General features: G+C 71.1%; 21 protein-coding genes and 1 other RNA gene. 18 read left to right on the top strand and 4 right to left on the bottom strand.

Annotated elements, in window-relative coordinates; translation table 11 throughout:
- The first annotated feature begins 196 nt into the window (after positions 1-196).
- The 9 genes from rpsB (at position 197) to DEI81_RS04370 (ending at position 7,250) form a co-directional block, all read left to right on the top strand.
- Positions 197-1,117, top strand: a complete 921-nt coding sequence (gene rpsB, locus DEI81_RS04410; RefSeq protein ID WP_111009277.1) for a 30S ribosomal protein S2 — start codon at positions 197-199, stop codon at positions 1,115-1,117.
- 86 nt (positions 1,118-1,203) lie between these two features.
- Positions 1,204-2,031: a translation elongation factor Ts gene (gene tsf / locus DEI81_RS04405; RefSeq protein WP_111009276.1), complete on the top strand. Its 828-nt coding sequence runs from the start codon at positions 1,204-1,206 to the stop codon at positions 2,029-2,031.
- Between the two features lie 102 nt (positions 2,032-2,133).
- A complete protein-coding gene (gene pyrH, locus DEI81_RS04400) occupies positions 2,134-2,853 on the top strand; it encodes a UMP kinase (RefSeq protein WP_111009275.1) in 720 nt (239 codons plus the stop codon).
- 88 nt (positions 2,854-2,941) lie between these two features.
- Entirely contained in the window at positions 2,942-3,496 is a 555-nt protein-coding gene (gene frr, locus DEI81_RS04395) for a ribosome recycling factor (protein WP_111009274.1), read from the top strand.
- A complete protein-coding gene (locus tag DEI81_RS04390; RefSeq protein ID WP_111009273.1) occupies positions 3,496-4,506 on the top strand; it encodes a phosphatidate cytidylyltransferase in 1,011 nt (336 codons plus the stop codon). The genes frr and DEI81_RS04390 overlap by 1 nt, the downstream gene beginning before the upstream one ends.
- An 82-nt stretch (positions 4,507-4,588) precedes the next feature.
- Positions 4,589-5,116, top strand: a complete 528-nt coding sequence (locus tag DEI81_RS04385) for a DivIVA domain-containing protein (RefSeq protein WP_309146664.1) — start codon at positions 4,589-4,591, stop codon at positions 5,114-5,116.
- A 47-nt stretch (positions 5,117-5,163) separates the two neighbouring features.
- Positions 5,164-6,189, top strand: a complete 1,026-nt coding sequence (locus DEI81_RS16485; RefSeq protein WP_258368487.1) for a lytic transglycosylase domain-containing protein — start codon at positions 5,164-5,166, stop codon at positions 6,187-6,189.
- A gap of 12 nt (positions 6,190-6,201) precedes the next feature.
- The gene (locus DEI81_RS04375) at positions 6,202-6,498 is read left to right on the top strand and encodes a hypothetical protein (protein ID WP_181434894.1); all 297 of its coding nucleotides are present in this window, start codon (positions 6,202-6,204) and stop codon (positions 6,496-6,498) included.
- Entirely contained in the window at positions 6,495-7,250 is a 756-nt protein-coding gene (locus DEI81_RS04370) for an alpha/beta hydrolase (protein ID WP_111009271.1), read from the top strand. The genes DEI81_RS04375 and DEI81_RS04370 overlap by 4 nt, the downstream gene beginning before the upstream one ends.
- Positions 7,251-7,303: 53 nt before the next feature.
- Here the strand turns inward: DEI81_RS04370 and DEI81_RS04365 are convergent, their stop codons facing one another.
- On the bottom strand, positions 7,304-9,154 hold the full coding sequence (locus DEI81_RS04365) for a DivIVA domain-containing protein (protein ID WP_111009270.1): 1,851 nt from the start codon (positions 9,152-9,154) through the stop codon (positions 7,304-7,306).
- Between the two features lie 304 nt (positions 9,155-9,458).
- Between DEI81_RS04365 and DEI81_RS04360 the strand changes: the two genes are divergently transcribed.
- Positions 9,459-11,216 (top strand): hypothetical protein, encoded by a 1,758-nt coding sequence (locus tag DEI81_RS04360; protein WP_111009269.1) that lies wholly within the window; start codon positions 9,459-9,461, stop codon positions 11,214-11,216.
- Positions 11,213-12,220, top strand: coding sequence for a tetratricopeptide repeat protein (locus DEI81_RS04355; protein ID WP_111009268.1), 1,008 nt, complete (start codon positions 11,213-11,215; stop codon positions 12,218-12,220). Before DEI81_RS04360 ends, DEI81_RS04355 begins: the two co-directional genes overlap by 4 nt.
- 127 nt (positions 12,221-12,347) lie before the next feature.
- Here DEI81_RS04355 and glgB read toward each other — a convergent pair whose 3' ends face one another.
- From glgB to DEI81_RS04340, 3 genes are all read right to left on the bottom strand, one after another.
- Positions 12,348-14,903 carry a 1,4-alpha-glucan branching protein GlgB gene (gene glgB, locus DEI81_RS04350; RefSeq protein ID WP_111009267.1) on the bottom strand — a complete coding sequence of 852 codons (2,556 nt, stop codon included), beginning with the start codon at positions 14,901-14,903 and terminating at the stop codon, positions 12,348-12,350.
- Positions 14,900-16,891, bottom strand: a complete 1,992-nt coding sequence (locus tag DEI81_RS04345) for a maltotransferase domain-containing protein (protein ID WP_111009266.1) — start codon at positions 16,889-16,891, stop codon at positions 14,900-14,902. Before DEI81_RS04345 ends, glgB begins: the two co-directional genes overlap by 4 nt.
- A 61-nt stretch (positions 16,892-16,952) precedes the next feature.
- Positions 16,953-18,995, bottom strand: coding sequence for a glycogen-debranching protein (locus tag DEI81_RS04340; protein WP_111009265.1), 2,043 nt, complete (start codon positions 18,993-18,995; stop codon positions 16,953-16,955).
- A gap of 84 nt (positions 18,996-19,079) precedes the next feature.
- Between DEI81_RS04340 and DEI81_RS04335 the strand changes: the two genes are divergently transcribed.
- The 7 genes from DEI81_RS04335 (at position 19,080) to DEI81_RS04300 (ending at position 26,586) form a co-directional block, all read left to right on the top strand.
- Positions 19,080-20,246 carry a cysteine desulfurase family protein gene (locus DEI81_RS04335; RefSeq protein WP_111009264.1) on the top strand — a complete coding sequence of 389 codons (1,167 nt, stop codon included), beginning with the start codon at positions 19,080-19,082 and terminating at the stop codon, positions 20,244-20,246.
- A 109-nt stretch (positions 20,247-20,355) separates the two neighbouring features.
- Entirely contained in the window at positions 20,356-21,462 is a 1,107-nt protein-coding gene (gene prfB / locus DEI81_RS04330; RefSeq protein WP_111009263.1) for a peptide chain release factor 2, read from the top strand.
- Between the two features lie 136 nt (positions 21,463-21,598).
- Positions 21,599-22,357 (top strand): cell division ATP-binding protein FtsE, encoded by a 759-nt coding sequence (gene ftsE, locus DEI81_RS04325; RefSeq protein ID WP_111009262.1) that lies wholly within the window; start codon positions 21,599-21,601, stop codon positions 22,355-22,357.
- Positions 22,354-23,268 (top strand): permease-like cell division protein FtsX, encoded by a 915-nt coding sequence (gene ftsX / locus DEI81_RS04320; protein WP_111009261.1) that lies wholly within the window; start codon positions 22,354-22,356, stop codon positions 23,266-23,268. Before ftsE ends, ftsX begins: the two co-directional genes overlap by 4 nt.
- 108 nt (positions 23,269-23,376) lie before the next feature.
- A complete protein-coding gene (smpB, locus tag DEI81_RS04315; protein ID WP_111009260.1) occupies positions 23,377-23,853 on the top strand; it encodes an SsrA-binding protein SmpB in 477 nt (158 codons plus the stop codon).
- Between the two features lie 185 nt (positions 23,854-24,038).
- Positions 24,039-24,416: a transfer-messenger RNA gene (gene ssrA / locus DEI81_RS04310) on the top strand.
- Positions 24,417-24,930: 514 nt separating this feature from the next.
- Positions 24,931-26,586 (top strand): APC family permease, encoded by a 1,656-nt coding sequence (locus DEI81_RS04300; RefSeq protein WP_220035624.1) that lies wholly within the window; start codon positions 24,931-24,933, stop codon positions 26,584-26,586.
- Positions 26,587-26,616: the final 30 nt, after the last annotated feature.

The raw sequence follows: 26,616 nt of genomic DNA, 5'->3' as shown, positions 1-26,616 counted from the left end.
CTATCCTGAGTGCAGCAGCGCGCTGAGCGCTGACTTCGCGTGCCCATCGGCCTCCACGCCCATCGGTCCGCCCGCTGGTCCTCTCCGGCGTCGCGGCGGTCGTGCGCCGGGCACCAGGGACCCGACCGCCGGTCGTGGTCGACAAACCGCAACATCAGCGCGCGGCCGTGCCGTGCGCCGGAAAAGGAGAACGGCAATGGCCGTCGTCACCATCCGCCAGCTGCTCGACAGCGGCGTGCACTTCGGGCACCAGACCCGCCGGTGGAACCCGAAGGTGAAGCGTTTCATCCTCGCCGAGCGCTCGGGCATCCACATCATCGACCTGCAGCAGTCGCTGTCCTACATCGACCGCGCCTACGACTTCGTCAAGGAGACCGTCGCCCACGGCGGCACGATCCTCTTCGTCGGCACCAAGAAGCAGGCGCAGAACTCCATCGCCGAGCAGGCGACGCGCGTCGGCCAGCCCTACGTCAACCAGCGTTGGCTCGGTGGTCTCCTCACGAACTTCCAGACGGTCTCCAAGCGGCTCGCCCGCATGAAGGAGCTCGAGGAGATCGACTTCGACGACACGACGAAGGGCTTCACCAAGAAGGAGCTCCTCATCAAGAAGCGCGAGCTCGACAAGCTGCACAAGACCCTCGGTGGCATCCGCAACCTCACGCGCACGCCGAGCGCCCTGTGGGTCGTCGACACCAAGAAGGAGCACCTCGCCATCGACGAGGCGCAGAAGCTCGGCATCCCGGTCATCGGCATCCTCGACACCAACTGCGATCCCGATGAGATCACCTACCCGATCCCGGGCAACGACGACGCGATCCGCTCGGTCGGTCTGCTGACGCGCATCGTCGCCGACGCCGCCGCCGAGGGCCTGACCGTCCGCCACCAGGGCGGGTCGGACGAGCCCGTCGAGCCGCTGGCCGAGTGGGAGCAGGAGCTCCTCGCGCAGGGCGGGTCGAACACCGCCGCAGGCCAGACCGAGGGCGAGGGCGCCACGGTCGAGGAGAACGACGCCGACGCGCAGGTCGCCGAGAAGCCGCTGGGCGAGCCGCTCGAGACGGTCAACGCGGAGCCGACGGCCGAGGCCGCTGCCGCCGCCGAGACCACCCCGGCCGAGTAACACCAGCCGCACAGGACACACCGGGGAGGCGCCGTCCGGCGCCTCCCCGTTCATCACCACACGCGAGTCCAGAAAGGACGTCCACCATGGCGAACTTCACCGCAGCTGACGTGAAGACCCTGCGTGACCGCCTCGGCGCGGGCATGCTCGACAGCAAGAACGCGCTCGTCGAGGCCGACGGCGACATCGAGAAGGCCATCGAGATCCTCCGGGTCAAGGGCCTCAAGGGTGTCGCGAAGCGCGAAGGCCGTGCGACCACCGCGGGCCTCGTCGCCGCCACCGAGACCACCGGTGCCGCCACGATCATCGAGCTCGCGAGCGAGACCGACTTCGTCGCGAAGAACGACCGCTTCATCGCGCTCGCGTCCGAGGTCCTCGGCGCGGTCGCCGAGGCCGGTGCCGACACGGTCGAGGCCGGCAACGCGGCGACGGTCAACGGCCAGACGGTCAGCGACTACATCAACGACAACGCCGCGCTCATGGGCGAGAAGGTCGAGCTCCGCACGGTCGCCCGTGTCGACGGCACGAACTTCGCGATCTACCTGCACAAGACCAGCCAGGACCTGCCCCCGCAGGTCGGCGTCGTCGTCGCCTACTCGGGTGACGACGCCGAGACGGCTCGGTCGATCGCGCAGCACATCGCGTTCGCCGACCCGAAGTACCTGACGCGCGAGGACGTCCCGACCGAGGCCGTCGAGAAGGAGCGCGGGATCGTCGAGGAGACCACGCGCGCCGAGGGCAAGCCGGAGGCCGCCCTCCCGAAGATCATCGAGGGCCGCCTGAACGGCTTCTTCAAGGAGATCGTGCTGCTCGAGCAGGGCTACGCGAAGGACTCGAAGGTCTCCGTGGCCAAGGTCGCGCAGGACGCCGGTCTGACCATCGAGGGCTTCGCCCGCGTCAAGGTCGGCGCGTAACCCACCACCGACGGGGTCCGGAACGACATGTTCCGGACCCCGTCGTCATGTCCGCTTCCGATAGATTCCCTCCAGCACGACGACGAAAGGGCGAACCGAACGATGACCGACGAGAAGACCGGCCGCAGGCGCGTCCTCCTGAAGCTCTCGGGAGAGGCGTTCGGCGCCGGATCCCTCGGTGTGAGCCCCGCGGTCGTGAGCCGCCTGGCGGGCGAGATCGCCGAAGCAGCACGCGACGTCGAGATCGCCGTGGTCGTCGGCGGCGGGAACTTCTTCCGCGGCGCCGAGCTCAGCCAGAGCGGCATGGACCGCGGCCGCGCCGACTACATGGGCATGCTCGGGACCGTCATGAACGCGCTGGCGCTCCAGGACTTCCTCGAGCAGGCGGGTGCCGCGACGCGGGTCCAGTCGGCGATCGCGATGACGCAGGTGGCCGAGCCCTACATCCCGCGCCGGGCGGAGCGGCACCTCGAGAAGGGCCGTGTCGTCATCTTCGGTGCCGGCGCGGGGCTGCCGTACTTCTCGACGGACACCGTGGCCGCGCAGCGTGCGCTCGAGATCGGCGCGAACGAGGTCCTCGTCGCGAAGAACGGTGTCGACGGGGTGTACTCGGCGGACCCCAAGAAGGACCCGTCGGCCGAGAAGCTCGAGCGGGTCACTTACCAGGACGCCCTCGTCCGCGGGCTCAAGGTCGTGGACGCCACCGCCTTCAGTCTCTGCATGGACAACGGCATGCCCATGCACGTGTTCGGGATGGAGGGCGAGGGCAACGTCGCCGCCGCCATCCGCGGCGCACGCATCGGGACCGTCGTCAGCAACTGAGCCCTGCGAGGTCGAGGCGCGCGGGGCCTCCCGGACGGTCGACGGACCCCGCGCGACTAGACTCGACGCGTACCGAAGGAGAACGACCGTGATCAGTGATGTCCTGACCGAGGCGACCGAGAAGATGACGCGCGCCGTCGAGGTGGCCAAGGACGACTTCTCGACCGTCCGCACCGGCCGCATCAACGCGGCGTTGTTCCAGAAGATCCCGGTCGACTACTACGGTTCGCCGACGCCGCTCGCGCAGCTCGCGTCGTTGCAGACGCCCGAGGCGCGCACCCTCATCGTCACGCCGTACGACAAGACCGCGCTCAAGGAGATCGAGCGCGCGATCGCGACGTTCCCGAACCTCGGCGCGAGCCCGTCGAATGACGGCGAGATCGTCCGGGTCACGATCCCGGAGCTGACGCAGGACCGCCGCAAGGAGTTCGTCAAGATCGTCCGGGGCAAGGGCGAGGACCACAAGGTGGTCATCCGGAACATCCGCCGTCGCGCGAAGGACGACCTCGACGCGCTGAAGGGCGAGATCTCGGACGACGAGATCTCGCGCGCCGACAAGGAGCTCGAGGCCCTCACGAAGCGCTACGTCGACCAGATCGACGACGCGCTCAAGAAGAAGGAAGCGGAACTCCTCGAGGTCTGATGGAGCAGTCGCAGGGGGACCCCCGCCCCGAGTCGGGCGAACACGATCGCGCGACCCGGCCCACTTCCACCGCGCGGCGGCTCCGCGCCGACCTCGACGCGCGCGCACGGTCGGCGCGGACCGACTTCGAGACGCAGCTGCGGCAGCGCCGTGCTGAGATCGAGGCCCGGAACGAACAGCTGACCGCGCGCACCGGACGCAACCTGCCCGCGGCGATCGGCATCGGAGTCGTGTTCGGCCTGGTGATGGTCGGCAGCCTCGTCATCTGGAAGGCGCTGTTCATCCTCGTCGGCGCGTTCCTGGTCGGTGTCGCGGTCTACGAGCTCGCGACGGCCATGCGCGCCGGTGGCCGTGACGTCCCCCGGATCCCGAGTGTCCTCACCGGCGTCGCCATCGCCCCGATCGCCTTCTTCGGGGGGCCGCGCGCCGCGCTCCTCGAACTCATCGCCGGGATCGTGCTCATCACGGTGTGGCGCCTGGTCGAGCTCGCTGCCACCCGACCGCGCCTGGCGGCGAACAGTGTGGTCCTCGACCTCATGGCGGGTCTGTTCGTCCAGGTGTACGTCGCACTGCTCGCCGGATGTGCGGTGCTCCTCACCGCGCTGCCACACGGCCAGTGGTGGACCATGGCGTTCCTCATCGTCGTGGTGTCCGTCGACACGGGCGCCTACGCGAGTGGTCTGTCGTTCGGCAAGCACCCGATGGCGCCGAGGATCAGTCCGAAGAAGACGTGGGAGGGCTTCGGCGGGTCGTTGCTGGCCAGCATGATCGCGGGCGTGATCGTGTCCGTGCTGCTCCTCGACGAGCCCTGGTGGTTCGGCGTCGTCCTCGGTGTCGCGATCACGGCCTCGGCGACCATCGGGGACCTCACCGAGTCGATGATCAAGCGCGACCTCGGCATCAAGGACATCTCGACCTTCCTGCCGGGGCACGGTGGCCTGCTCGACCGCATCGACAGCGTGCTCCCGTCGGCGGCGGTCGCGTACGTCCTGTACCTCGTGGTGCACTGAGGCGCGAGCCGAGCCGACGGCGCGGTGCTGCTCGCATGGGCGGTGATGGCATGATGTCGCCGTGGCTTCGACATTCCCGACCGTGGACCGTTCGACCCTCGGCTACGACGTCGACGAGGTCGACCGGTTCCTCGAGGACGCGCGGCGGGCCTACACGGACGACGGCGCCGACGGCCACGTCGCCTCGGACAAGATCCGCGCGACCGCCTTCAGCATGCGCAAGGGCGGGTACTCGACGCAGCACGTCGACGCGGCGCTCGAGCGGCTCGAGGACGCCTTCGCGGCTCGGGAGCGCGAGGCGGAGCTGAGCCGTCACGGACAGAAGGCGTGGTACGCCGAGGCCCGCGCCAAGGCGTCCGACGTGGTGGCGCGCCTCGACCGCCCGGACGGCCAGCGGTTCCAACGGGTCGGCTTCCTGACGGTCGGCTACCACCCGAAGGACGTGGACACCTTCGCCGCCCGACTGCGCGGGTACTTCCACGACGGCAAGCCCCTGAGCCTCACCGAGGTGCGATCGGTGGTGTTCCGGCCCAAGCACGGTGGGTACCGCGAGGGCCAGGTCGACGCGGTGCTCGACGCCGTGGTGGAGGTCATGCTCGCCGTTCGGTGAGTCAGTGCTTCGCATTCCGTGATCCATCCGTTACCCTGGACGGACTCATGGGCAGGCACACCGCAGAACCACGATCCGTCCGGACCCCCCGTCAGAACGAGTCCTTCCAGCAGGACACCGTCGACCAGGGCAGGTCCAGCTCCGTCATCGGCGAACGTCGGGCAGCCCTCGGGCGGCCTCGCGCCGAGCGGCCCGCGGCCCGTCGCGTGGCGGCCCGGGAGGCCACTCCCGCGCTGCCGACGCCGGTCTCGGTCGCCGACAACCGGGTCTCGGCACCCATCGCTCGGGGCGAGGCGGCGCTGCACGCGACGACCGCCGCCGAGTCGGCCCTGACCGCGCAGCGTGACGTCGCCGCCCGCGTCGTCCGGGTGCGGCGCGCTCCGGTGGCTCCGCCGAAGCGTCCGGAGCGTGCCGTCGGCGTGACCGCGTTCCTCCGTCGTCGCGCGACCATCCCCGCGCTGTCGTTCTTCGCGGTGTTCGGGTTCGTCGGCGGCTCACTGGTCAATCCACTGTCCGGCTCGTACGCGTCCGCGGCGGTCCTCGCGCCGACGCTGCCCTCGGCGCCCGCGCAGCAGTTCACGGCGCACGGCACGTACCAGAACGTCGTCGTCACGCGCGACGGTTACCAGGTGACGAAGCCCGTGGTCGTGACGCCGAAGGTGACCGCGCCGACGACGACCACGACGACGACCGCCGCAGCAGCGTCGACTTCGACCGCTTCGAACGCCGCGTCGACCGCGAGCGACGCCGCACCTGCCGCGGGTACGCCGGACCCGGGCAGCGCCAAGGCGATCGCGCTGACGCAGGTCACCGCCAAGGGCTGGGGCACGGACCAGTACAACTGCCTCGTGTCGCTCTGGACCCGTGAGTCCAGCTGGAACGTCTACGCGTACAACCCCTCGGGTGCGTACGGCATCCCGCAGGCGCTGCCGGGCAGCAAGATGGCGAGCGTCGGGGCCGACTGGCAGACCAACCCGGCGACGCAGATCGCGTGGGGGCTCGGGTACATCCAGGGCTCGTACGGGACGCCGTGCGCGGCCTGGGCGCACAGCAACGCCTTCAACTGGTATTGATCGGCGCCTGGCGTGCCGCGGAGCAACCGGCCCCGGCGACGTGGGCGCGCGGATCCCGATGAGGAGTCCGGTCTCGACCGCCTCCTGACCGGTTGGGCGCGCACCGAGTCGCGGCGCGGCAGGACGTTCACGGTGCAACCGATCAGTGCGTCCTCCGCACAGAAGGCATACGTGTGTCCGGGGTGCGGGGGGACGATCGAGCCCGGTGTCGCACACCTCGTGGTGTGGCGGCAGGACGGCGTCCTCGGTGACGCCGCCGACCTCGCCAGTCGTCGGCACTGGCACGTCCACTGCTGGAGGATCGCGTGAGTACGGCCCCGGACGACCGCGTCACCGAGATCCGGAGCGACGTCGTGCTGCCCGCGCTGCGCACGGAGGTCGATCTCGTCACCGACGACCACCTCGTGCTCGTCGGCGAACTGGCCGAGCCGGAGGGACGGCCCGCCGCCGGGACGATCGTGACGCTGCACCCCCTGCCGACGGCGGGCGGGTTCATGGACTCCCACGTGTTCCGGAAAGCCGCCGCGCGCCTCCCGGCCCTCGCCGCCATCGCGGTGCTCCGCTTCAACTTCCGCTCGGTGTCGTCGCCGCGGGGAACGTCCGAGGGCGCCTTCGGGGACGGCGTCACCGAGGGGTTCGACCTCCGTGCGGCTGTGGCGGAGGTCCGTGACCGCGGGCTCCCGGCGCCGTGGCTCGTCGGGTGGTCCTTCGGGACCGAGGTCGTCCTGCAGCACGGCATCGAACACGTCCGGTCCGGTGCGGTCGCGGGCGTGGTGTTGTTGTCGCCGCCCCTCCACCGCACGACCGACGACGTCCTGGCGCGATGGCGCGACCTCGAGGTCCCCGTCGTCGCGTTCGTGCCGGAACACGACGACTTCTTGCGCCCCGACGAGGCAGCCCGTCGCTTCGCGATCGCGCCGGCCGTTCGCGTCGTCCCCGTCGCCGGGGCGAAGCACCTCTGGGTGGGGGAGCGGGCCGTCCGGGTCGTGCTCGACGCCATCGCCGACCTGGTCGTGCCGGGATCCGCGCCGCTGCCGACCACCTGGCCGGTCGCGGACTGAGGCGGACGCCCCGCCGTCGGAGGGAGCCGGCGCGGCGCTGCCGTGGCTCGTGCTCAGTCCCGCTGGACCTCGACCGCGTGCGTCAGCGCTCCGCGGAGGTTCTCGAGGTACCCGGCCACCGCCTCGCGCTCCATGCGGATGGCGGCGAGGCGGTCCTCCGCGTCGGCGACCAGGCGAGCGGTCCGCTCCTCGGCCTCGGCGACGAGCGTGCGGGCGCGCTCCTGGGCGTCGCGGAGGGTCTCGTCCGCACGCTCGGCCGCGCGGTCCTCGCGCGCGCGAGCGGCGTCCTGCGACTCGCGGTCGAGCCGGTCGGCCTCCGCTCGGGCGTCGTGGGCGCGTCGGACGGCCTCGGCGAGCTGCAGGTTCGCCTCGTCGAGGTACTTCTGGGTCTCCGCGACGGTGTCCTGGTGCTTCTGCAGGTAGTCCTGCTCGGCTTCGTCGCGGCGACCGGCGAGCTCGGACTCGAGGGCGGCGCGGGCGTCCTCGCGCTCGCGGGCGAGGGCGGCGCGCATCTCGTCGACCTCACGGTCCAGGTCGGCTCGGGCGACGTCGATCTGCTCGCGGAGTGCGTCCCGCTCGGCGAGCAGTGCGCCGATCTCGGCGGTGCGCCGCTCGCCGATCTCGGTGTCGAGCGCGGCGTGCTCCCGTGCCGAGCGCTCGGCGAGTTCGTGCTCGTGTGCCGCAGCGGCCCGCTCCGCCGCGTCCTCCGCAGCGGCCCGCTCCCGCGCGATCCGGGCCTGGTGGTCGGCGGTCTCGCGCGCGATCCGCTCGGCGGTCTCCTCCACCAGGCGCTCGTTCTCGAGGCGCGTCTGCTCGGTGTCGACCGCGATCGCGGCACGCGCCGACTCGATCTCGTGGTCGAGGTCGCTGCGCGCCGCGGCCAGTTCCTGGTCCGACCGGGCACGGGCCGCGCTGAGCTCCTGCTCGAGGTCCGTCCGAGCGCGGACGGCCTCGTGCTCCCACGCCGCACGCTCGGCGGCCAGCCCGGCCTCGGTGTCGTCACGGCGCTTGGCGAGTTCCGCGTCGACGGCCTCGAGCCGACTGGCGACCTCGTCCTCGAGCTGCGCGCGTCCGGTCTCGAGCTCGAGCGCCAGGGCGTCGCGACCTGCCTGGAGCTCCCTGGCCCAGGACTCGCGGCCGCTCCGCAGTTCGTGGTCGAGTGTCTCGTGGCCCTCGCGCATCGCGCGTTCGAGCTCGGCGGTGCGTCGCTCGTGCTCGGCCTCGAACACACCACGGCGGTGTTCGGTCTCGCGGTCGAGCGCCGCGGCGGCCTCGCGCGCCGCTGCGGCCTCGCGCTGGGCGACCTCGCGCAGTTCGGCGACCTCGCGCTCGACCTGCGCACGGAGCGCAGCGGTCTCGCGGACGGCGACGGAGCGGGTCTCGGCGGCTTCGGTGACCGCGGCGCCGCGCGTGGCCGAGGCCTCGTTCCGGGCGTCCTGGAGCAGCAATCCGGCCTCGGACCGGGCGCGTTCGATCGTGTCCGCGGCCTCGGCGCGTGCTCGGGCCACGTCGCTCGTCGCGCGGGCCCGGGCGTCCTCGAGGGTGTCGGTCGCCTCGCGCTGGGCGTCCGCGACGAGGCGGGCGGCCTCCGTCCTGCTCGTCGCACGGAGCCGTTCGGCGTCGATGTCGGCCTGGCTGATGAGGCGGGTCGCCTGTTCCTCGGCGACGCGCAGGGTGTTCTCGAGCCGGGTGCCGAGCCCGCTGTACGTCGGCGTGCCGGCCTCGTCGAGCTCGGACTGCAGGTCGTCGACCCGGGCCTGCAGCAGGCGGATCTCCTTGGCGGCCTCGGCACGGTCGTTGTTCGACTTGATGAGCTCACGGCGCAGCTCACCGAGTGCGCGATCGACGTCGTCCCGCCGGTAGCCCCGGAGCTCCGAACCGAACTCTGCTTCGTCGTACGCCACGTGTCGCTCCTGATGTCACTCGTCGAGGCGGCTCCGCCCGGGGTCGATTGTAGTGGTGGGTCCGGCGAGCACGGCGGGAGCGCACGACGGTCATGCGGGCATCGTCCGCCGGTCCACACCGGCCGCCGGGAAGATGCGCCTCCCAGGCTCGTTGGCTATCCTGGACCGTCGTTCCGCGCGCCCGTGCGGCGTGCTCCGGCGCGGCCCCCGGGAGCGTGGCGCCCGCCATCCGAAGCGGGACCCCGCGTCCGATGTCGTGGGGGCGTCGCGCCGCAACCCACCCCGGCGCGGAGGGAGAGTACACGTGCGTTTCGTCCTGGCGATCATCAGCTTCGTCATCGGCGTCGTGCTCGTCGGCCTCGGGGTCGGGCAGCGGACGGTGTTCGCGCCGCCCTCCTCGACCGTGGCGTCGACGACCACGACGGGCGACGCTCCGGTGACGGTGATCCCGGGTCGGACGCTGATCGCGAACGCGGGCCACCAGCGCGTCCGCGTCTCCGGGGGCACGGGCACCGCGTTCGCGGCCTACGGGCGCACCGCCGACGTGATGGCCTGGGTCGGGAAGGCCCGGCACAACACCATCCGCTACGACGCCGAGACCACATCGCTCCGGGACCGCGTCTCGGGCACGCAGCGACACGTCCCGTCGCCGAAGGGCAGTGACCTCTGGTACGGCGAGTACGAGGGGCACACCCTCGACTTCACCGTCGACCTGCCGGCGGACACCGCGCTCGTCATCGTGTCGAACGGGTCGGACCCGGCCCCCGCGCACCTCTCGGTCACCTGGCCGCGGGACACCGCCACACCACTCGTCGGCCCTCTGATGACGGCGGGCGGGTTCTTCGTCGCGCTCGGCATCGCGCTCTACATCTGGGCCATCATCCACCAGCGGCGGCTGCGCGGACCCCGCCGGCGCAGCGGTGGCACCCGGCCGCCGCGCGCACGGGTCTCGCGCCGTCGCGCGGTCGCCGCGGGCGCGCAGGTCCCGCCGCGTCCACGCCGCGGCCGCCGCATGGTCGCGGTCGCGCCGGTCGTCGCGCTGACGACACTCGCCCTCGCGGGGTGTTCGTCGGAGTACTGGCCGCACGGGACCTCCGGTACGCCGACGCCGACGCCGACCGTCACCGCGACGGCGGGCCCGGCCGCGGCCGCCGAGCCCACGGCGGCGACGCTCCCGCAGATCCGCCGCATCGTGGCGCGCGTCGCCGCGGTCGCGGCGCAGGCGGACAGCTCGCGGAACGCCACCACGGCCGCGGAGCGCTTCACCGGGTCCGCGCTCGACCTGCGCAAGGCGAACTACACGATCCGGGGGAGCGACACCGACGTCGACGCCCCGCCGACGATCCCGTCGTCGGGCATCTCGGTCGCCCTGCCGCAGCAGACCGACACCTGGCCGCGTTCGGTGTTCGTCGTGCTGACGGGATCGCAGCAGCAGAAGGACGTCGCTCCGCAGGCCCTGACGCTGGTGCAGGCGTCGCCGCGGGCGCAGTACAAGGTCGAGTACGACGTCTCGCTCGAGGCGGACGCGAAGCTCCCGTCGGTCGCGCCCGTCACCACTGGTGCCGCGCAGCTCTCGCCGGACGTCAAGCTGCTGACCCTGCCGCCCGGGCAGGTGGCCTCCGCCTACGCGGACATCCTCGCGAACGACACGGCGAGCGAGTACGCCGACGTCTTCTCGTCCGAGGGCGACGAGCTCCGCCAGAAGATCGGCAAGTCCTACAAGGACCAGAAGGCGAAGAGCCTGTCCTCGACCGCGAAGATCGCGTACTCGTCCGAGGTCCCGTCGGCCGACTCGAGCATCGCGCTCGCGACGAACGGCGCCGGCGCGCTCGTCTCCACGAGCCTCGACGAGATCGAGAAGGTGACCCCGACCCAGTCGGGCGCGACGCTGAACACGGAGGGAGCGGTGAAGGCGCTCTCGAAGGTCGGGTCGAGCACGAAGGGGATCAGCGCGACCTACGGCGTGCAGGTGCTGTTCTCGGTGCCGCCGGTCGGATCCAAGGCCAAGATAGAACTGCTCGGGTTCACGCAGGGCCTGATCGCAGCGAGTGAGGTGCAATGAGCAACATCCCCCCGACCCCCGCCGGTCTCCGTGGCGCGGTCGACCTGTCGTCCCTCGTGAACCGCGGCACTGCATCGCCGCCGGCTCCGGCTCCGGCGTCCGCGGCTGCTGCCGCCCCCGGCGGGCCCGGAGGCGCAGCCGCCGGGGTCTCGGACGCCCTCGTGGTGCCCTCGCTGGTCGTCGACGTGACGGACCAGACGTTCCAGGACGTCATCGAGCTGTCCATGCAGGTCCCCGTGATCGTCGACCTCTGGGCCGAGTGGTGCGGGCCGTGCAAGCAGCTGTCGCCGGTGCTCGAGCGCCTCGCGCAGGAGTACGACGGGCGCATCGTCCTCGCCAAGGTCGACGTCGACGCGAACCCCCAGCTCACGCAGGCGTTCCAGGCACAGTCGATCCCGACGGTCGCCGCCGTGATCGGTGGTCGTCCGCTCGGGCTGTTCGTCGGCGCCCTGCCCGAGGCCGAGGTCCGCGACGTCATCGAGCAGGTGCTCCAGGCCGCCGCGCAGAACGGGATCGCCGGACGCGTGCAGGTGGCCGACGGCGCCCCCGACGCCGACGCCGACGCCGCCGCCGAGCCCGAACCGGAGCCGCTGCCGCCGCACCACCAGGCCGCGTACGACGCGATCGAGCAGGGTGACTACACGACGGCGATCGCCGAGTACCGCACCGCGATCGCGCAGGACCCGCACGACCGCATGGCCGTGGCGGGGCTGGCGCAGGTGTCGCTCCTCGACCGGCTGCAGGGCGCGACCGCCGACGAGCTCCGTGCCGCAGCGGCCGCAGCACCGACGGATCCGGCTGCCCAGCTCGGCGTCGCCGACCTCGACATCAGCGGCGGGCACGTCGAGGACGCCTTCGGGCGCCTCCTCGACGTGTTCCCGACCGTGCACGGCGCGGAGCGCGAGGCCGTCCGCGCGCGGCTCGTGGAGTACTTCGAGCTCGTCGGCGCCGACGACCCACGCGTCGTGGCGGCACGCCGTCGGCTCGCGACGCTGCTCTACTGAGTCCGACGAGCCCGGCCGGCACCGGCTCGTGGCGCGCCCCCAACGGACGCAGGACGAACGGAACGGCCGGGAGGCACGCCTCCCGGCCGTTCCGTTCGTCACCGCGCGCGTGCGGCGCGGTGATCGCTCACCGCTCCAGTCGGAGCCAGACCGACCCGAGCGGCGGGACCACGAGGTCAGCCGACGCCGGACGACCGGCCCAGGGCTGGTCCTCGGCGGTGACGGCGCCCATGTTGCCCACCCCGGAGCCGCCGAACGCGGTGGCGTCGGTGTTGAGGACCTCGCGCCAGACGCCCGCCTCGGGCAGCCCGAACCGACGCTCGACCGGGACGCCCGAGAAGTTCGTGAACACGGCGATCCGCTCGTCTCCGGCCTTCCGGATGAAACCGATGGTCGAGTGTTCGGCGTCGCCACCCTCGAGCCACTCGAACCCCTCCGGGGAGTCGTCGTGGGTCCACAGTGCCGGACTCGCGACGTACACGCGGTTCAGCTCCGCCACGAGGTCCTGCACGCCGCGGTGTCCCGGGTCGTCGAGGAGCCACCAGTCGAGTCCGCCGGCCTCGTTCCACTCGCTCGGCTGCGCGAACTCCTGCCCCATGAACAGCAGCTGCTTGCCGGGGTGGGCCCACATGAACGACAGGTACGCGCGGACGTTCGCCAGGCGCTGCCACTGGTCGCCGGGCATCTTGCCGTACAGCGAGCCCTTGCCGTACACGACCTCGTCGTGGCTGATCGGCAGCGTGAACTGCTCGCTGAACGCGTAGACGAACGAGAACGTGATCTCGTCGTGGTGGTACGAGCGGTACACGGGCTCGCGGTGGATGTACTCGAGCGAGTCGTGCATCCAGCCCATGTTCCACTTCTGCCCGAACCCGAGGCCGCCCTCGCTCGTGGGACGGGTGACGCCGGGCCACGAGGTGGACTCCTCGGCGATCATGACGATGCCCGGGTAGCGCTTGTAGGCCGTCGCGTTCGTCTCCTGCAGGAACGAGATCGCCTCGAGGTACTCGCGTCCGCCGTACTTGTTCGGCAGCCACTCGGTGCGCGAGTAGTCGAGGTAGAGGATCGAGGCGACGGCGTCGACGCGGAGACCGTCGATGTGGAACTCCTCGAGCCAGTACAGGGCGTTCGCGACGAGGAAGTTCCGGACCTGCGGCTGACCGAAGTCGAACACGTACGTGCCCCAGTCGAGCTGCTCGCCGCGCCGGGGGTCCGGGTGCTCGAACAGCGCGTAGCCGTCGAACTTGGCGAGCGCCCACTCGTCCTTCGGGAAGTGTCCCGGCACCCAGTCCATGATGACGCCGATGCCGGCTTCGTGCAGACGGTCGATGAGGTAGCGGAGGTCGTCGGGGCTGCCGAACCGAGCGGTCGGGGCGTAGTAGCCGGTGACCTGGTAGCCCCACGAACCGCCGAAGGGGTGCTCCGCGAGCGGCAGGAACTCGACGTGCGTGAACCCGAGGTGCTGCACGTGCCCGATGAGGTCGTCCGCGACCTCGCGGTACGACAGGCCGGGGCGCCAGGACCCGAGGTGGACCTCGTAGACGCTCATCGGGTGGTCGTGCGTGCTCGTCCGAGCCCGCCGTTCCATCCAGGCGCGATCGCCGTCGCTCCACTCGTGGGTGGCGCGGGTGATGACGCTCGCGGTGAGCGGCGGGACCTCGGTCCGGCGCGCGAACGGGTCGGCTCGCTCCACCCAGCCGCCGTCGGTCAGGATCTGGAACTTGTACCGTTGGCCGTCCTTCGCGCCGGGGACGAACAGCTCCCACACGCCCAGACCGCCGAGCTTGCGCATCGAGGTGGTCCGACCGGACCAGCCCTCGAAGTCACCGATCACCCGCACCGCCGTGGCACGAGGCGCCCACACCGCGAACGAGACGCCCTCGACGCCGTCGATCGACCGGAGGTGCGCACCCATGAGGTGCCAGAGCTGCTCGTGGCGGCCCTCGGCGAACAGGTGCAGGTCGACGTCACCGAGGGTCGGGGCGAAGCGGTAGGCGTCGTCGCTCGTCCACGTCTCGTCGTCGTACTCGGCCTCGACGCGGTAGCCCGTCACGGTGCCGGGCAGGGCACCGGCCCAGACCCCGAACCCCTCGTGGTGCAGGGGCGCGGCCGTGCCGTCGGGGAGCACGAGCGTGACGGCGTTCGCGAGGTGACGCACGACGCGCACACTCGTACCGCCGTCGACCGGGTGCGGGCCGAGGACGTCGTGGGGCTGCGACCATCGGCCCTCGGCGACCTGCTGCAGGAGCCACTCATCGACGGGGCCGGGGGCCGGCTCCGCGGCCGGTGCGACATCGGTCCTCGCTGCGGCGGCGTCGGTGTCGACATCGGTGTCGGTCGGCCGGGAGGCCGTGCCCGCGCCCGTCGGCTCGACCCCGGTGTCCGTCCTGGTCGCACCCGGCGTCGTCGCGCCCGCGGGGACGGGTGCGTCGGTCGCCGTGGCCGCGGCGTCCGTGTCGTCGGTCGTGGCCGGGGCACTCGCCCCGCGGCCGGCGAGCGTGTCGGCCTCGGCGACGGAGCGGTCCGGGGCCTCGGCGGCCGTCGCGGGCGCGCCGGGCAGGTCCTCGCCGGGCGCGGACGTGTTCGGTTCGTCACGGGGCGCCGACGCCGTCGGGACGAAGGTCGAACGCCGTGCGGGGCGGCCCTCGTCGGGCTCGCGCGTGGGTTCGGTGGTCTCGGTCATCGGTGTGGTCCCTCCACGACGAGCAGGTGCACGGGTTCCTGGAAGGCGTCCAGGCGCACGTAGTTGGCGGCGCCCCAGGTCCAGCGGGCGCCGGTGACGACGTCGCGCACGTCGAACAGCCCGTCGGTCGGGAGCCCGAGCGCGGCGAGGTCGAGGAACACGGTCGCCTCGCGGGCCGAGTGCGGGTCGACGTTCGCGACGACGATGACGGTGTCCGAGCGGCCCGACCGGGTGTACGTGCCGGGCAGGTGCTTCGAGTAGGCGACGATCCCGTCGTTGTCGGTGTGGTGCACGTGCAGGTTGCGGAGCTGACGCAGCGCGGGGTGGGCGGACCGGAAGCGGTTGAGCATCGTCACGTACGGCGCGAGCGATGCTCCGGCGGCCTCGGCGGCACCGAAGTCCCGGGGCTTGTACTCGTACTTCTCGTTGTCGATGTTCTCCTCGCTGCCCGGCCGGGCGACGTCCTCGAACAGCTCGTAGCCGGCGTACATACCCCAGGTGGCGGCACCCGTCGCCGCGAGCGCGGCCCGCACCTTGTAGCCCGCGCGCCCGCCGAACTGCAGGTACTCCGAGAGGATGTCCGGGGTGTTCACGAACAGGTTCGGCCGGAGGTAGGCGCTCGTCTCGTGCGCGAGCTCGTCCAGGTAGGACTCGATCTCCTCCTTGGTGTTCCGCCACGTGAAGTACGTGTAGGACTGCGTGAACCCGGCCTCGGCGAGCGCGCGCATCATCGGCGGACGCGTGAACGCCTCGGCGAGGAACACGATCTCCGGGTTCTCCGTGCGGATCTCGCGGATCACGCGCTCCCAGAACCACAGCGGCTTCGTGTGCGGGTTGTCGACGCGGAAGATGCCGACGCCGAACGAGATCCAGTGCCGGAGGACACGGAGGACCTCGGTGACGATCCCCTCGGGGTCGGTGTCGAACTGGATCGGGTAGATGTCCTGGTAGCGCTTCGGCGGGTTCTCCGCGGTCGCGATCGAGCCGTCGGCGCGCTGCGTGAACCAGTCGGGGTGCTCGGTGACCCACGGGTGGTCCGGCGAGCACTGGAGCGCGAAGTCGAGCGCGACCTCCATGCCCGTGTTCTTCGCCGTCTCCACGAAGGAGCGGAAGTCCTCCTCGTTGCCGAGGTCGGGGTGGATCGCGTCGTGTCCGCCGTCGGCGCTGCCGATCGCCCAGGGGCTGCCCGGGTCCGCCGGGCCGGCGTGCAGCGTGTTGTTCGGCCCCTTGCGTGCGGTGACGCCGATCGGGTGGATCGGGGGGAGGTAGATCACGTCGAACCCCATGCGCGCCACACCCGGGAGGCGGCGCGCGGCCGTGCGGAACGTCCCGCTCCGCCATGTGCCGTCGGCCTGTCGGCGCGCGCCCTCGCTGCGCGGGAAGAACTCGTACCAGGCCCCGACGCCGGCGCGGGTGCGCTCGACGTCGAGCTCCTGCGTCGCGGAGGTCGTGCGGAGCGAGGTGAGCGGTGCGTCCACGAGCGCGGCGGTCACGCGCGGGTCGTCGGCGGCGGCCAGGCGTGCGGCGGGGGAGTGTTGCGTGTCGCGCATCACGGCGGCCGCGTCGGCGGCCGCGGTCGACTCGGCCTCGTCGGCGAGTCGGTCGAGCAGCACCGCGCCGTCCAGCAGGGTCGCCTCGGTGTCGACGCCCGCGGCGATCTTCAGCCGTGCCGCGTGGATCCACGTCGCCCAGTCGTCGGCGTAGGACTCGACGTGCCAGGTCCAGAGACCGACCGAGTCGACCTGCACGGTCGCGGCGTAGCGGTCGGTGCCCTCGCCGACGAGTGCCATCGGCACCGCCCGGACGGCGCCGTCGGGGCGCTCGAGCACGAGGTCCGCCCCGATGACGCCGTGGCCCTCTCGGAACACGGTCGCGGCGAAGGTGACGACCTCGGAGTCGAACGCCTTGCTCGGGAAGCCGTTCGGCGTCGAGGGTTCGATCGCGGTGATGGGGATGCGCCCGATGACGGGTCGGTCTGCAGTGGCCACGGTTCGACCGTACTCGGAGGACCGCGGGCGGGTCCGCCGCGGGCCCTGGCGCGGGCGACGCTCAGACGATCTCGAACACGTGGATGCCCGGTCCGTAGGCGGTGAACACCGCGCCGACGGACCGGTGCCGCTCGTGGTCGCGGTGCTTCTCGCTCGACCAGACCAGGCGGTAGGCGCCGACGTCGCCGTGCGCCGGGAGGGTCATGTCGCGGGTGCGTCCACTGCCGTGGACGATCACGAGCACGCGGTCGTCGGGTTCGTCCTCGGGCGTCGACTCGGCGAAGTACTGCAGCGCCCGGTGCGTCGGCTCGTCCCATCGGTCGTCCGTCATCGGGGTGCCGTCGGTCGCGTACCAGGTCATCCTGGTCGCCGAGGGCGTGTCGGCGCCGTCGGTGCCGAAGCGCGACGGCCGGAGGGCCGGGTGCGCCGCCCGGAGACGCACGAGGGCCGCGGTCTGCTCGACCATCCACTCGACGTCCGGGTCCGGGCTCCAGTCGACCCACATCGACGCGTCCGTGATCGCGTACGGGTTGTTGTTGCCGTGCTGGGTCCGACCTCGTTCGTCGCCGGCGGTGATCATCGGCACGCCCGCGGACAGCAGCAGCGTGCCCATGAGGTTCCGGAGGGACCGTTGCCGTGCGGCACGGACCCCGCGGTCGTCGGTCGGCCCCTCCACGCCGTGGTTGAACGAGCGGTTGTCGTCCGTGCCGTCGCGGTTGTCCTCGCCGTTCACCTCGTTGTGCTTGTGGTCGTACGACACGAGGTCACGCATCGTGAAGCCGTCGTGCGCCGTGACGAAGTTCACCGCCGCCGTGGGGCCACGGTCCGCGCCGAAGACGTGACGGGACCCGGCGAGCACACCCGCGAGGGCACCGATGCCCGTCATCGGGCTGCCGTCGCGGCGCTCCCGGGCGATGTCGGTGAGCCAGAACTGCCGCACCGTGTCGCGGAAGCCGTCGTTCCACTCGGCGATGCGCGGCCCGAAGGAACCCGTCCGCCAACCGTCCGGCCCCACGTCCCAGGGCTCGGCGATGAGCTTGACGTCCTGCAGGAGCGGGTCGTCGCGCAGGCGTTGCAGGAGCGGGTGTGCCGGGTCGAACCGATGGTGGGCGTCCCGTGCCAGGGCCGCCATGAGGTCGAACCGGAACCCGTCGACCTGGACCTCGCGTGCCCAGTACCGCAGGCTGTCGACGACGAGGTCGGCGATCGCCGGCTGGGAGGTGTCCAGGGTGTTGCCGCATCCGGAGGTGTCGAAGTACCGCTCCGCGCCCGCCGCTGGTTCCTCCGCCCAGCGGTACGCCGTCGCCCCGTCGAGCCCGCGCAGTCCGGACGTCGGGCCGCCGAGGCCCTCTTCCGCCGTGTGGTTGTAGACGACGTCGAGCACGACCTCGATGCCGGCTTCGTGCAGGAGCCGGACCATGCCCTTGAACTCGCGCAGCACCGCGGTCGCCCCGGCCGCCCGGGCGCTCGCCGAGGCGTAGGGCGCGTGCGGGGCGTGGAACCCGAGCGTGTTGTACCCCCAGGCGTTCTCGCGCCCGGCTCGCCGGAGCCACTCCTCGGAGCGGAAGGCGTGCACGGGCAGGAGCTCCACCGCGGTCACCCCGAGCCGCCGGAGGTGGGCGATCGTGCTCTCGTGCGCCAGTCCCGCGTAGGTGCCGCGCAGGTGTTCGGGCAGGGCCGGGTTGCCGGCGGTCAGGGTGCGGACGTGTGCCTCGTACAGGACGGTCCGGTCGATGGGCGTGCCCGGCTTCGGCACGCCGCCCCAGTCGAAGCCCTCGTCCACCACGACCGAGGTCCAGCCGTCGCCGGCCGGCTCGATCCCGCGCGCGTACGGGTCGAGCAGCGGACGGAGGGGGTCGAAGTCGTCACGGGCACCCCGTGGTCCGTCCGCGAGCAGGTGGTACGTGTCGCCCACACGGGCGCCGTCGGCGCGGCCGGTCCAGACGTCGCCGTCGCGCTGCAGGGGGACGTGGATCGGACCGTGGGACGCGGAGGCGTCGACCACGAGGGTCACCGCGGTCGCGGTGGCGGAACGGACGGCGAACGACGCGCCGTCAGCGTCGGGACGGAGCCCCGGCTCGGGCACGATGTCGACGGTCTGCACCCGATCAAGGCTAGCGAGCGACCGGCGTACCCTGTGGAGGCGCCCACGGCCGGGGGCGCGAGGACGCACCACCCGGGAGGCACCGTGCCGGTCTACCTCGACCACGCTGCGACGACGCCGATGCTGCCCGCCGCGCTCGCCGAGTACACGCGTGCGCTGTCGGTGGTCGGCAATCCCGCGTCCATCCACAGCGCGGGCCAGGGGGCGCGCACGACGCTCGAGACGGGCCGGGAACGGGTCGCTCGCTCGCTCGGCGCCGATCCGGTCGAGGTCGTCTTCACCTCCGGTGGCACGGAGAGCGTCAACCTCGGCGTCAAGGGCCTGTACTGGGCCCGGCAGCGCGACGCCCGTCGACCACGCGTCGTGGTACCCGCCGGGGAGCACCACGCGACCGTCGACACCGTCGAGTGGCTCGCCCGGCACGAGGGCGCGGTCGTCGACGTGGTCCCGCTCGACGAGCGGGGTCGCCTCGACCTCGTCGCCCTGGAGGCGGCGCTCGCCGATCCCGCGGACGTCGCCCTGGTCACGTTCCTGTGGGCCAACAACGAGGTCGGCACGATCCAGCCCGTGGCCGACGTCGTCCGCCTGGCGCACGCGGCGGGCGTGCCCGTCCACTGTGACGCGGTCTCGGCGTTCGGCCAGGTGCCCGTCGACTTCCACAGCAGCGGTGTCGACGCCATGAGCGTCTCGGCGCACAAGATCGGCGGCCCCGTCGGGATCGGTGCGCTCGTCCTGTCGCGGACCGCCGTGGTCGAGCCGCTCCTCCACGGTGGTGGGCAGCAGCGACAGGTCCGGTCCGGGACGCAGGACGCGGCGGCGGCCGCGGCGTTCGGCGTCGCCGCGTCGGCGCCCCACCCGGACCTCACGCCGCTCCGGCAGGCGCTCGTCGCCGGGGTCGCGGAGCGCGTGCCGACCGCGGTGCTGCGCGGCGACCCGGTGGACCGCTTGCCGGGGAACGCGCACTTCACGTTCCCGGGGTGCGAGGGGGACTCCCTGCTGTTCCTGCTCGACGCGGCAGGCGTCGCGGTCTCGACGGGGTCGGCGTGCCAGGCCGGGGTGCCCGAGCCCTCGCACGTCCTGCTCGCCATGGGCCTGTCCGAGGAGACCGCGCGCGGCGCGCTGCGGATCACCCTCGGGCACACGAGCACGGCGGACGACGTGGCCGCGTTCCTCGATGCACTGCCCGACGCGGTCCGACGAGCCACCCGCGCGGGCATGGCCGGACACGCGCCCGCCATCGGCGCCCGCTGAGGCCGCCAGCCGGGACGACGGTGGCGCGGACGGTGCCGCCGCGCATGCTGCTCCACTGCCGACCCCGGCCGCGGGGACGGTGGCGGCTGGGCCGGTAGGCTTGTCGATCATGGTCGAACTGGACATCAGCGAGCAGATCTCCGCCCTCCGCGAGACGTTCGGGAACATCCGCTCGGTGGTCGACGTGGACCGCCTCGAGCGTGAGATCGCCGAGCTGAGCGAGCAGGCCGGCGCGCCTGATCTGTGGGACGACACCGCGCACGCGCAGCAGGTGACGAGCGCGTTGAGCCACCGGCAGGCCGAGCTCAAGAAGATCACCGAGACCGAGCAGCGTCTCGACGACCTCGAGGTCCTCGTCGACATGGCGAACGAGGCCGAGGACGAGGAGAGCGCGCAGGAGGCCCGCGACGAGCTGACCGCCCTCTCGCGGACGATGGGCGAGCTCGAGGTGCAGACGCTCCTCGACGGCGAGTACGACGCACGCCCGGCCGTCATCACGATCCGCGCCGGCGCGGGCGGCGTCGATGCCGCGGACTTCGCCGAGATGCTCCTGCGCATGTACCTCCGGTACGCCGAGCAGCACGGGTTCCCGGTCCAGGTGATGGACACCAGCTACGCGGAAGAGGCCGGGATCAAGTCCGCGACGTTCGAGGTCGACGCCCCGTACGCGTTCGGCAACCTGTCGGTCGAGGCCGGCACCCACCGCCTCGTCCGGATGTCGCCGTTCGGCGCCGCCGGTAAGCGCCAGACGTCCTTCGCCGCGGTCGAGGTCATCCCGCTCATGGAGGAGACCGAGGCCATCGACATCCCCGAGAACGACATCCGGGTCGACGTGTTCCGGTCCTCCGGCCCGGGTGGACAGTCGGTGAACACGACGGACTCCGCCGTCCGCCTGACGCACATCCCGACCGGCACCGTCGTCTCGATGCAGAACGAGAAGTCCCAGATCCAGAACCGCGCCGCGGCGATGCGCGTGCTGCAGTCGCGCCTCCTGCTCCTCAAGAAGGAAGAGGAGAACGCGAAGAAGAAGGAGCTCGCCGGGAACATCACGGCGAGCTGGGGGGACCAGATCCGCTCGTACGTGCTCGCGCCGTACCAGATGGTCAAGGACCTCCGGAGCGAGTACGAGGTCAACAACCCGAGCGCCGTGTTCGACGGCGACCTCGACGGCTTCCTCAACGCCGGGATCCGGTGGCGCAAGCGCGGCGACGCCTGACAGGCACCGCGCCAGCGTTGCGCGTCGCCGCCTGAGGAGCCCGTGACGACGGCGCCGGGACCGGCCCCGTCCCTCCCGGCCGCGAACCGCGCGCCTGACTTGCGTTCCGAGGAACGGCACCTACCCTGATCGGGTCATGATCAGATTCGACCAGGTCACCAAGGTGTATTCGGGCAACCCGAATCCGGCGCTCAACGACCTCACCCTCGAGATCCTCAAGGGCGAGTTCGTGTTCCTCGTCGGGGCCTCCGGCTCCGGCAAGTCCAGCTTCTTGCGGCTCGTCCTCAAGGAGGAGCGCCCCACCAAGGGTCAGATCCACGTCCTCGGGCAGCGGCTCGGCTCCCTGTCATCGCGCAAGGTCCCCTACTTCCGCCGCAACCTCGGGGTGGTGTTCCAGGACTTCCGGCTCCTGCCCAACAAGAACGTCTTCGACAACGTCGCGTTCACGCTGCAGGTGATCGGCAAGAGCAAGGGGTTCATCGGCGAGGCCGTGCCGGACGTGCTCAAGATGGTCGGACTGTCGGGCAAGGCGAACCGCCTGCCGCACGAGCTCTCCGGTGGTGAGCAGCAGCGCGTCGCGATCGCCCGTGCGGTCGTGAACAAGCCTGCGATCCTGCTCGCGGACGAGCCGACGGGCAACCTCGACCCGACGACCTCGGCGGGCATCATGGCCCTGCTCGAGCGCATCAACCAGGGCGGGACCACCGTGCTCATGGCGACGCACGACGCCGGCATCGTGAACCAGATGCAGCGTCGCGTGATCGAGCTGTCGGCGGGCAACGTGCTCCGCGACGAGCAGTCCGGTGGCTACCAGACGCAGGCGGTGCCGATCGTGCGGCAGCAGCCGGTGTCGACCACCACGGGCATCCAGACGCTGCCGGGGATCGTCCGATGAGGCTCGGGCTCGTCATGTCGGAGGTCGGCTCCGGCCTCCGCCGCAACGCGTCCATGGTCGTGTCGGTCGTGCTCGTGACGTTCATCTCGCTGACGTTCGTCGGCACCGCGATCCTGCTGCAGATGCAGATCACCCAGATGAAGGGGTACTGGTACGACCGGGCGCAGGTCGCCGTCTACCTGTGCACCGACACGGACACCACGGGGAACTGCACCGGGGCGAAGGCGACGGCGGACCAGCGTCAGCAGGTCGAGGAGCAGCTCCGCTCGTCGACACTCAAGCCGTTCATCCAGAAGACCTACTTCGAGACGCAGGACCAGGCGTACACACGCTTCAAGTCGCAGTTCAAGGACTCCCCGGCGACCGAGTTCGTCAAGCCGCAGTACCTCAACGAGACCTTCTGGGTGAACCTCAAGGACCCGTCACAGTCCGACGTGCTCATCGAGAGCCTGTCGAAGCTCGCGGGGGTGCAGAGCGTCGTCGACCAGCGGGGGTACCTGCAGCCGATCTTCTCGGTGCTCAACGCGTCGTCGTACACGGCGGTCGGCATCGCGGCCCTCATGCTCGTGGCGGCGGTGCTCCTCATCGCGACGACCATCCGGTTGTCGGCGTTCTCGCGACGTCGAGAGCTCGGCATCATGCGGCTGGTCGGTGCGTCGAACCGGTTCATCCAGACACCGTTCATCCTCGAGGGGGTGATCGCCTCGCTCATCGGGGCGGTCCTCGCCGGGGGAGCGATCGTCGCCGTCGTCTGGTTCTTCGTGCGTGGCTACCTCGCGACGCGGTTCACGGGCACGCCGTTCATCGGCATGAGCGAGACGGTGCTGGTGGTGCCGGCGGTGGTGGTCATCGGCGGCATCCTGGCGGCGCTGTCCGCGAGCGTCGCGATCCGGCGGTACCTCAAGGTCTGACCTTCCCGCGCGCTGCTGCGGCTGTCGTTCGGGAAGCGTGGGTGGTCGACACCGGTTGGGTAGACTGGGCGGCCGCCACACACCGGTGGCCGGCGGAGAGGACTCGACATGCCGAAGGAACGCGGGGAGAAGGTCGTCGCGACGAACCGGCGCGCGCGGCACGACTACCTCATCGAGGACACGTACGAGGCCGGCATCGTGCTCTCGGGCACCGAGGTGAAGTCGTTGCGACAGGGCCGGGCCTCGCTCGTCGACGGGTACGCCTTCATCGACGGCGGTGAGGCCTGGCTCGACGCCGTGCACATCCCCGAGTACACCGAGGGCACCTGGAACAACCACGCGCCCCGCCGCAAGCGCAAGCTGCTCCTCCACAAGCAGCAGATCGTCAAGATCAGCCACAAGACGAAGGAGGGCGGGTACACCCTCGTCCCCCTGCAGATCTACTTCTCGGACGGCCGGGCGAAGGTCGAGATCGCCGTGGCGAAGGGCAAGCGCGAGCACGACAAGCGGCAGGCGCTGCGCGAGCGCCAGGATCGCCGTGAGGCCGAGCGCGCCATCTCGACGCGCGGGCACCTCGGGGAGTGACGGGGCGGGCCTCGCGAGCCGTTCGCTCCGGCGCCGTTCGCCCCCGGCGGACCCGGGAGGACCGTGCGGGCCTGGCAGGGTCCGGTGTGAGCGCGCTAGACTGGGCAACCGCCTCCACCACGAGGCGTGTGGTGCCGCTCACGCGGCGCTGACAACTCCACAGTGTGACAGTGGCCCTCCGTCATGGGGATGATCGGTTTCGACATCGCCTGCGTGCCGACGGGAAGCGGGCCGAGGATCCACGGTCATCTCGTCAACGATCCGTGGAAAACAACAAGTGCCAATTCCAAGCGCACTGACTTCGCTCTCGCTGCGTAAGCAGTAGAGCCACATGAAGTCCGTCGGCCGGGTGATCGTTCCCTATCCCGTGTCCGGCGTCATCCAGGGGACTCGCTGCGTGATTCCGTCCGGAGGTCACGCGGGACTTGCATCCGGGCTGGGCTCGTCGTCCTAGAAGCCAGTAGCAAAGGGCGGAGTCGAGCAGAACGCCTCATCTGGCTACGCCCGTAGAAGACGTCGAATCACAGCGATGGACGGGGGTTCAATTCCCCCCATCTCCACCACTGCGGATCGATCCGCGGGGTCACTGTCACACACGTGGTCGTCCGAGGCCGCACCGGTTCCGCTCCGCGGGCGCCGGTGCGGCCTCGGACGTTTCAGCCCCCATCTCCAGCGCCCAGCGGTTCTCCGGCGCCCGGCGGTTCTCCGGCGCCCGGCGGTTCTCCGGCACCCCGCGGTTCTCCGGGGCCCGGCGGTTCTCCGGGGCTCATCGGTGCTCGGAGGCACAGGTACTCCGGGCCTGCGTACCTACACGGTCGGGTTCTCGTGGGGTGCCTGGGCAGCGCGATCGATCGAGCGTGTCCCGTCGGGAGCGTCGGCGTCGGGTCGGCGGGCGCCGGTCCGCTCGCTCACACGAGGGTCCCGCGGTGCGGGTGACCCGTCCAAACCTGTGTGATCGTACAGTCGCTGTGTTTCCATCCGGTTACGGCTGTGTTCCGATCGCGTTGCCTGAACGTTCACCGGGTGCGGATGGTGGAAGAGTCGCATAGTCCTCAGCAATCCGACACAGGAGCGACTTTGGCTACGACCACCACCACGACGACGCCGCCGGACACCGGACTCAAGCGCAACGTCGGCTTCATCGGGCTCATCTGGGCCTCGACCGGATCGATCATCGGTTCCGGGTGGCTCTTCGGTTCCCAGCATGCCCTCGAGGCAGCTGGTCCCTCGGCGATCATCTCGTGGGCGATCGGCGGTGTCGCGATCCTCGTGCTCGCACTCGTCCACGCCGAGCTCGGCGGGATGTTCCCGATCGCCGGAGGCACGGCTCGCTTCCCGCACATCGCGTTCGGTGGCGTCGCCGGCGCGTCGTTCGGTTGGTTCTCATGGCTGCAGGCCGCGACCGTCGCCCCGATCGAGGTCGAGGCGATGATCAACTACGCGCAGCACTGGAAGTGGGCGCAGACCTTCGTCACGCCGTCGACGGGCGTCCTCACGGGCTCGGGCATCGCCGTCGCGATCTTCCTCATGCTGATCCTCACCGTGATCAACCTGTTCAGCGTCAAGATCCTCGCGAACACGAACTCCGCGGCGACCTGGTGGAAGGTCGGCATCCCCGTCCTCGTCATCATCGTGCTCGGGTTCTCCGGGTTCCACGGCAGCAACTTCACGGCCGCCGACGGGTTCGCTCCCGAGGGTGCGAAGGGCATCCTCGCCGCGGTCTCGACCTCGGGCATCATCTTCTCGTTGCTCGGGTTCGAGCAGGCCGACCAGCTCGCGGGTGAGTCGAGCAACCCGAAGCGTGACATCCCGCGCGCGGTCATCGGCTCGGTCGTCATCGGCCTCGTGATCTACCTGCTGCTCCAGATCTTCTTCCTCGGTGCGCTCAACCCGTCCGAGATCGGCCACACCTGGCTCTCCGGTGCCTACACGAAGTTCACCGGCCCGTTCGCGGACATCGCCATGGGCGCCGGGATCACCTGGCTCGCGGTCATCATCTACATCGACGCGGTCATCTCGCCCGGTGGCACCGGCCTCATCTACGTCACGGCGTCGTCGCGTGTCTCGTACGGCCTCAGCAAGAACGGGTACTTCCCGCGGGCGTTCGAGTGGATCACGAAGGGCGCGGTGCCGTGGTTCGGCCTCATCTTCGCCTTCGTCATCGGCGTCGTGTGCTTCCTGCCGTTCCCGTCCTGGCAGTCGCTCGTCGGCCTCATCACGAGCGCCTCGGTCCTCATGTACGGCGGTGCCCCGCTCGCGCTCGGTGCGTTCCGCAAGCGGATCCCGGACGCCGAGCGCCCCTACCGGCTGCCGGCCGCCAGCGTCCTCGCACCGCTGTCGTTCATCGTCGCGAACCTCATCATCCTGTGGACGGGCTGGTCCACGGACTGGAAGCTCGGGATCGCGGTGGCGCTCGGCTTCGTCATCATCATCCTGAACCGGGTGCTCGGTGGGAACCGTGCGGTCCAGCCGCGTTGGGACTGGCGGGCCGCGCAGTGGCTGTTCCCGTACCTCATCGGCATGGGTCTCATCGTGTTCCTCAGCGACTTCGGTCCGCTGAAGCACCCGTGGTTCCCGCTCTGGTGGGACATTGCGGTCACCGCGGTGTTCTCGATCGTCATCTACTACTGGGCCGTGAACAGCGCCTCGAGCCGTGAGGAGATCCTCCGTACCGCCGAGGACGTCCGCGAGACCGAGGAGACCAGCGTCGTCGACGCCGTGCCGACCCACTGATCGCGGTCTCCGCTCACATCGAACGGGAGG

The sequence above is a fragment of the Curtobacterium sp. MCBD17_013 genome (assembly GCF_003234565.1).
Lineage (GTDB): Bacteria > Actinomycetota > Actinomycetes > Actinomycetales > Microbacteriaceae > Curtobacterium.
Note: the sequence above shows the minus strand (reverse complement) of the source record. Positions and strands in the feature narration are given on the sequence as shown.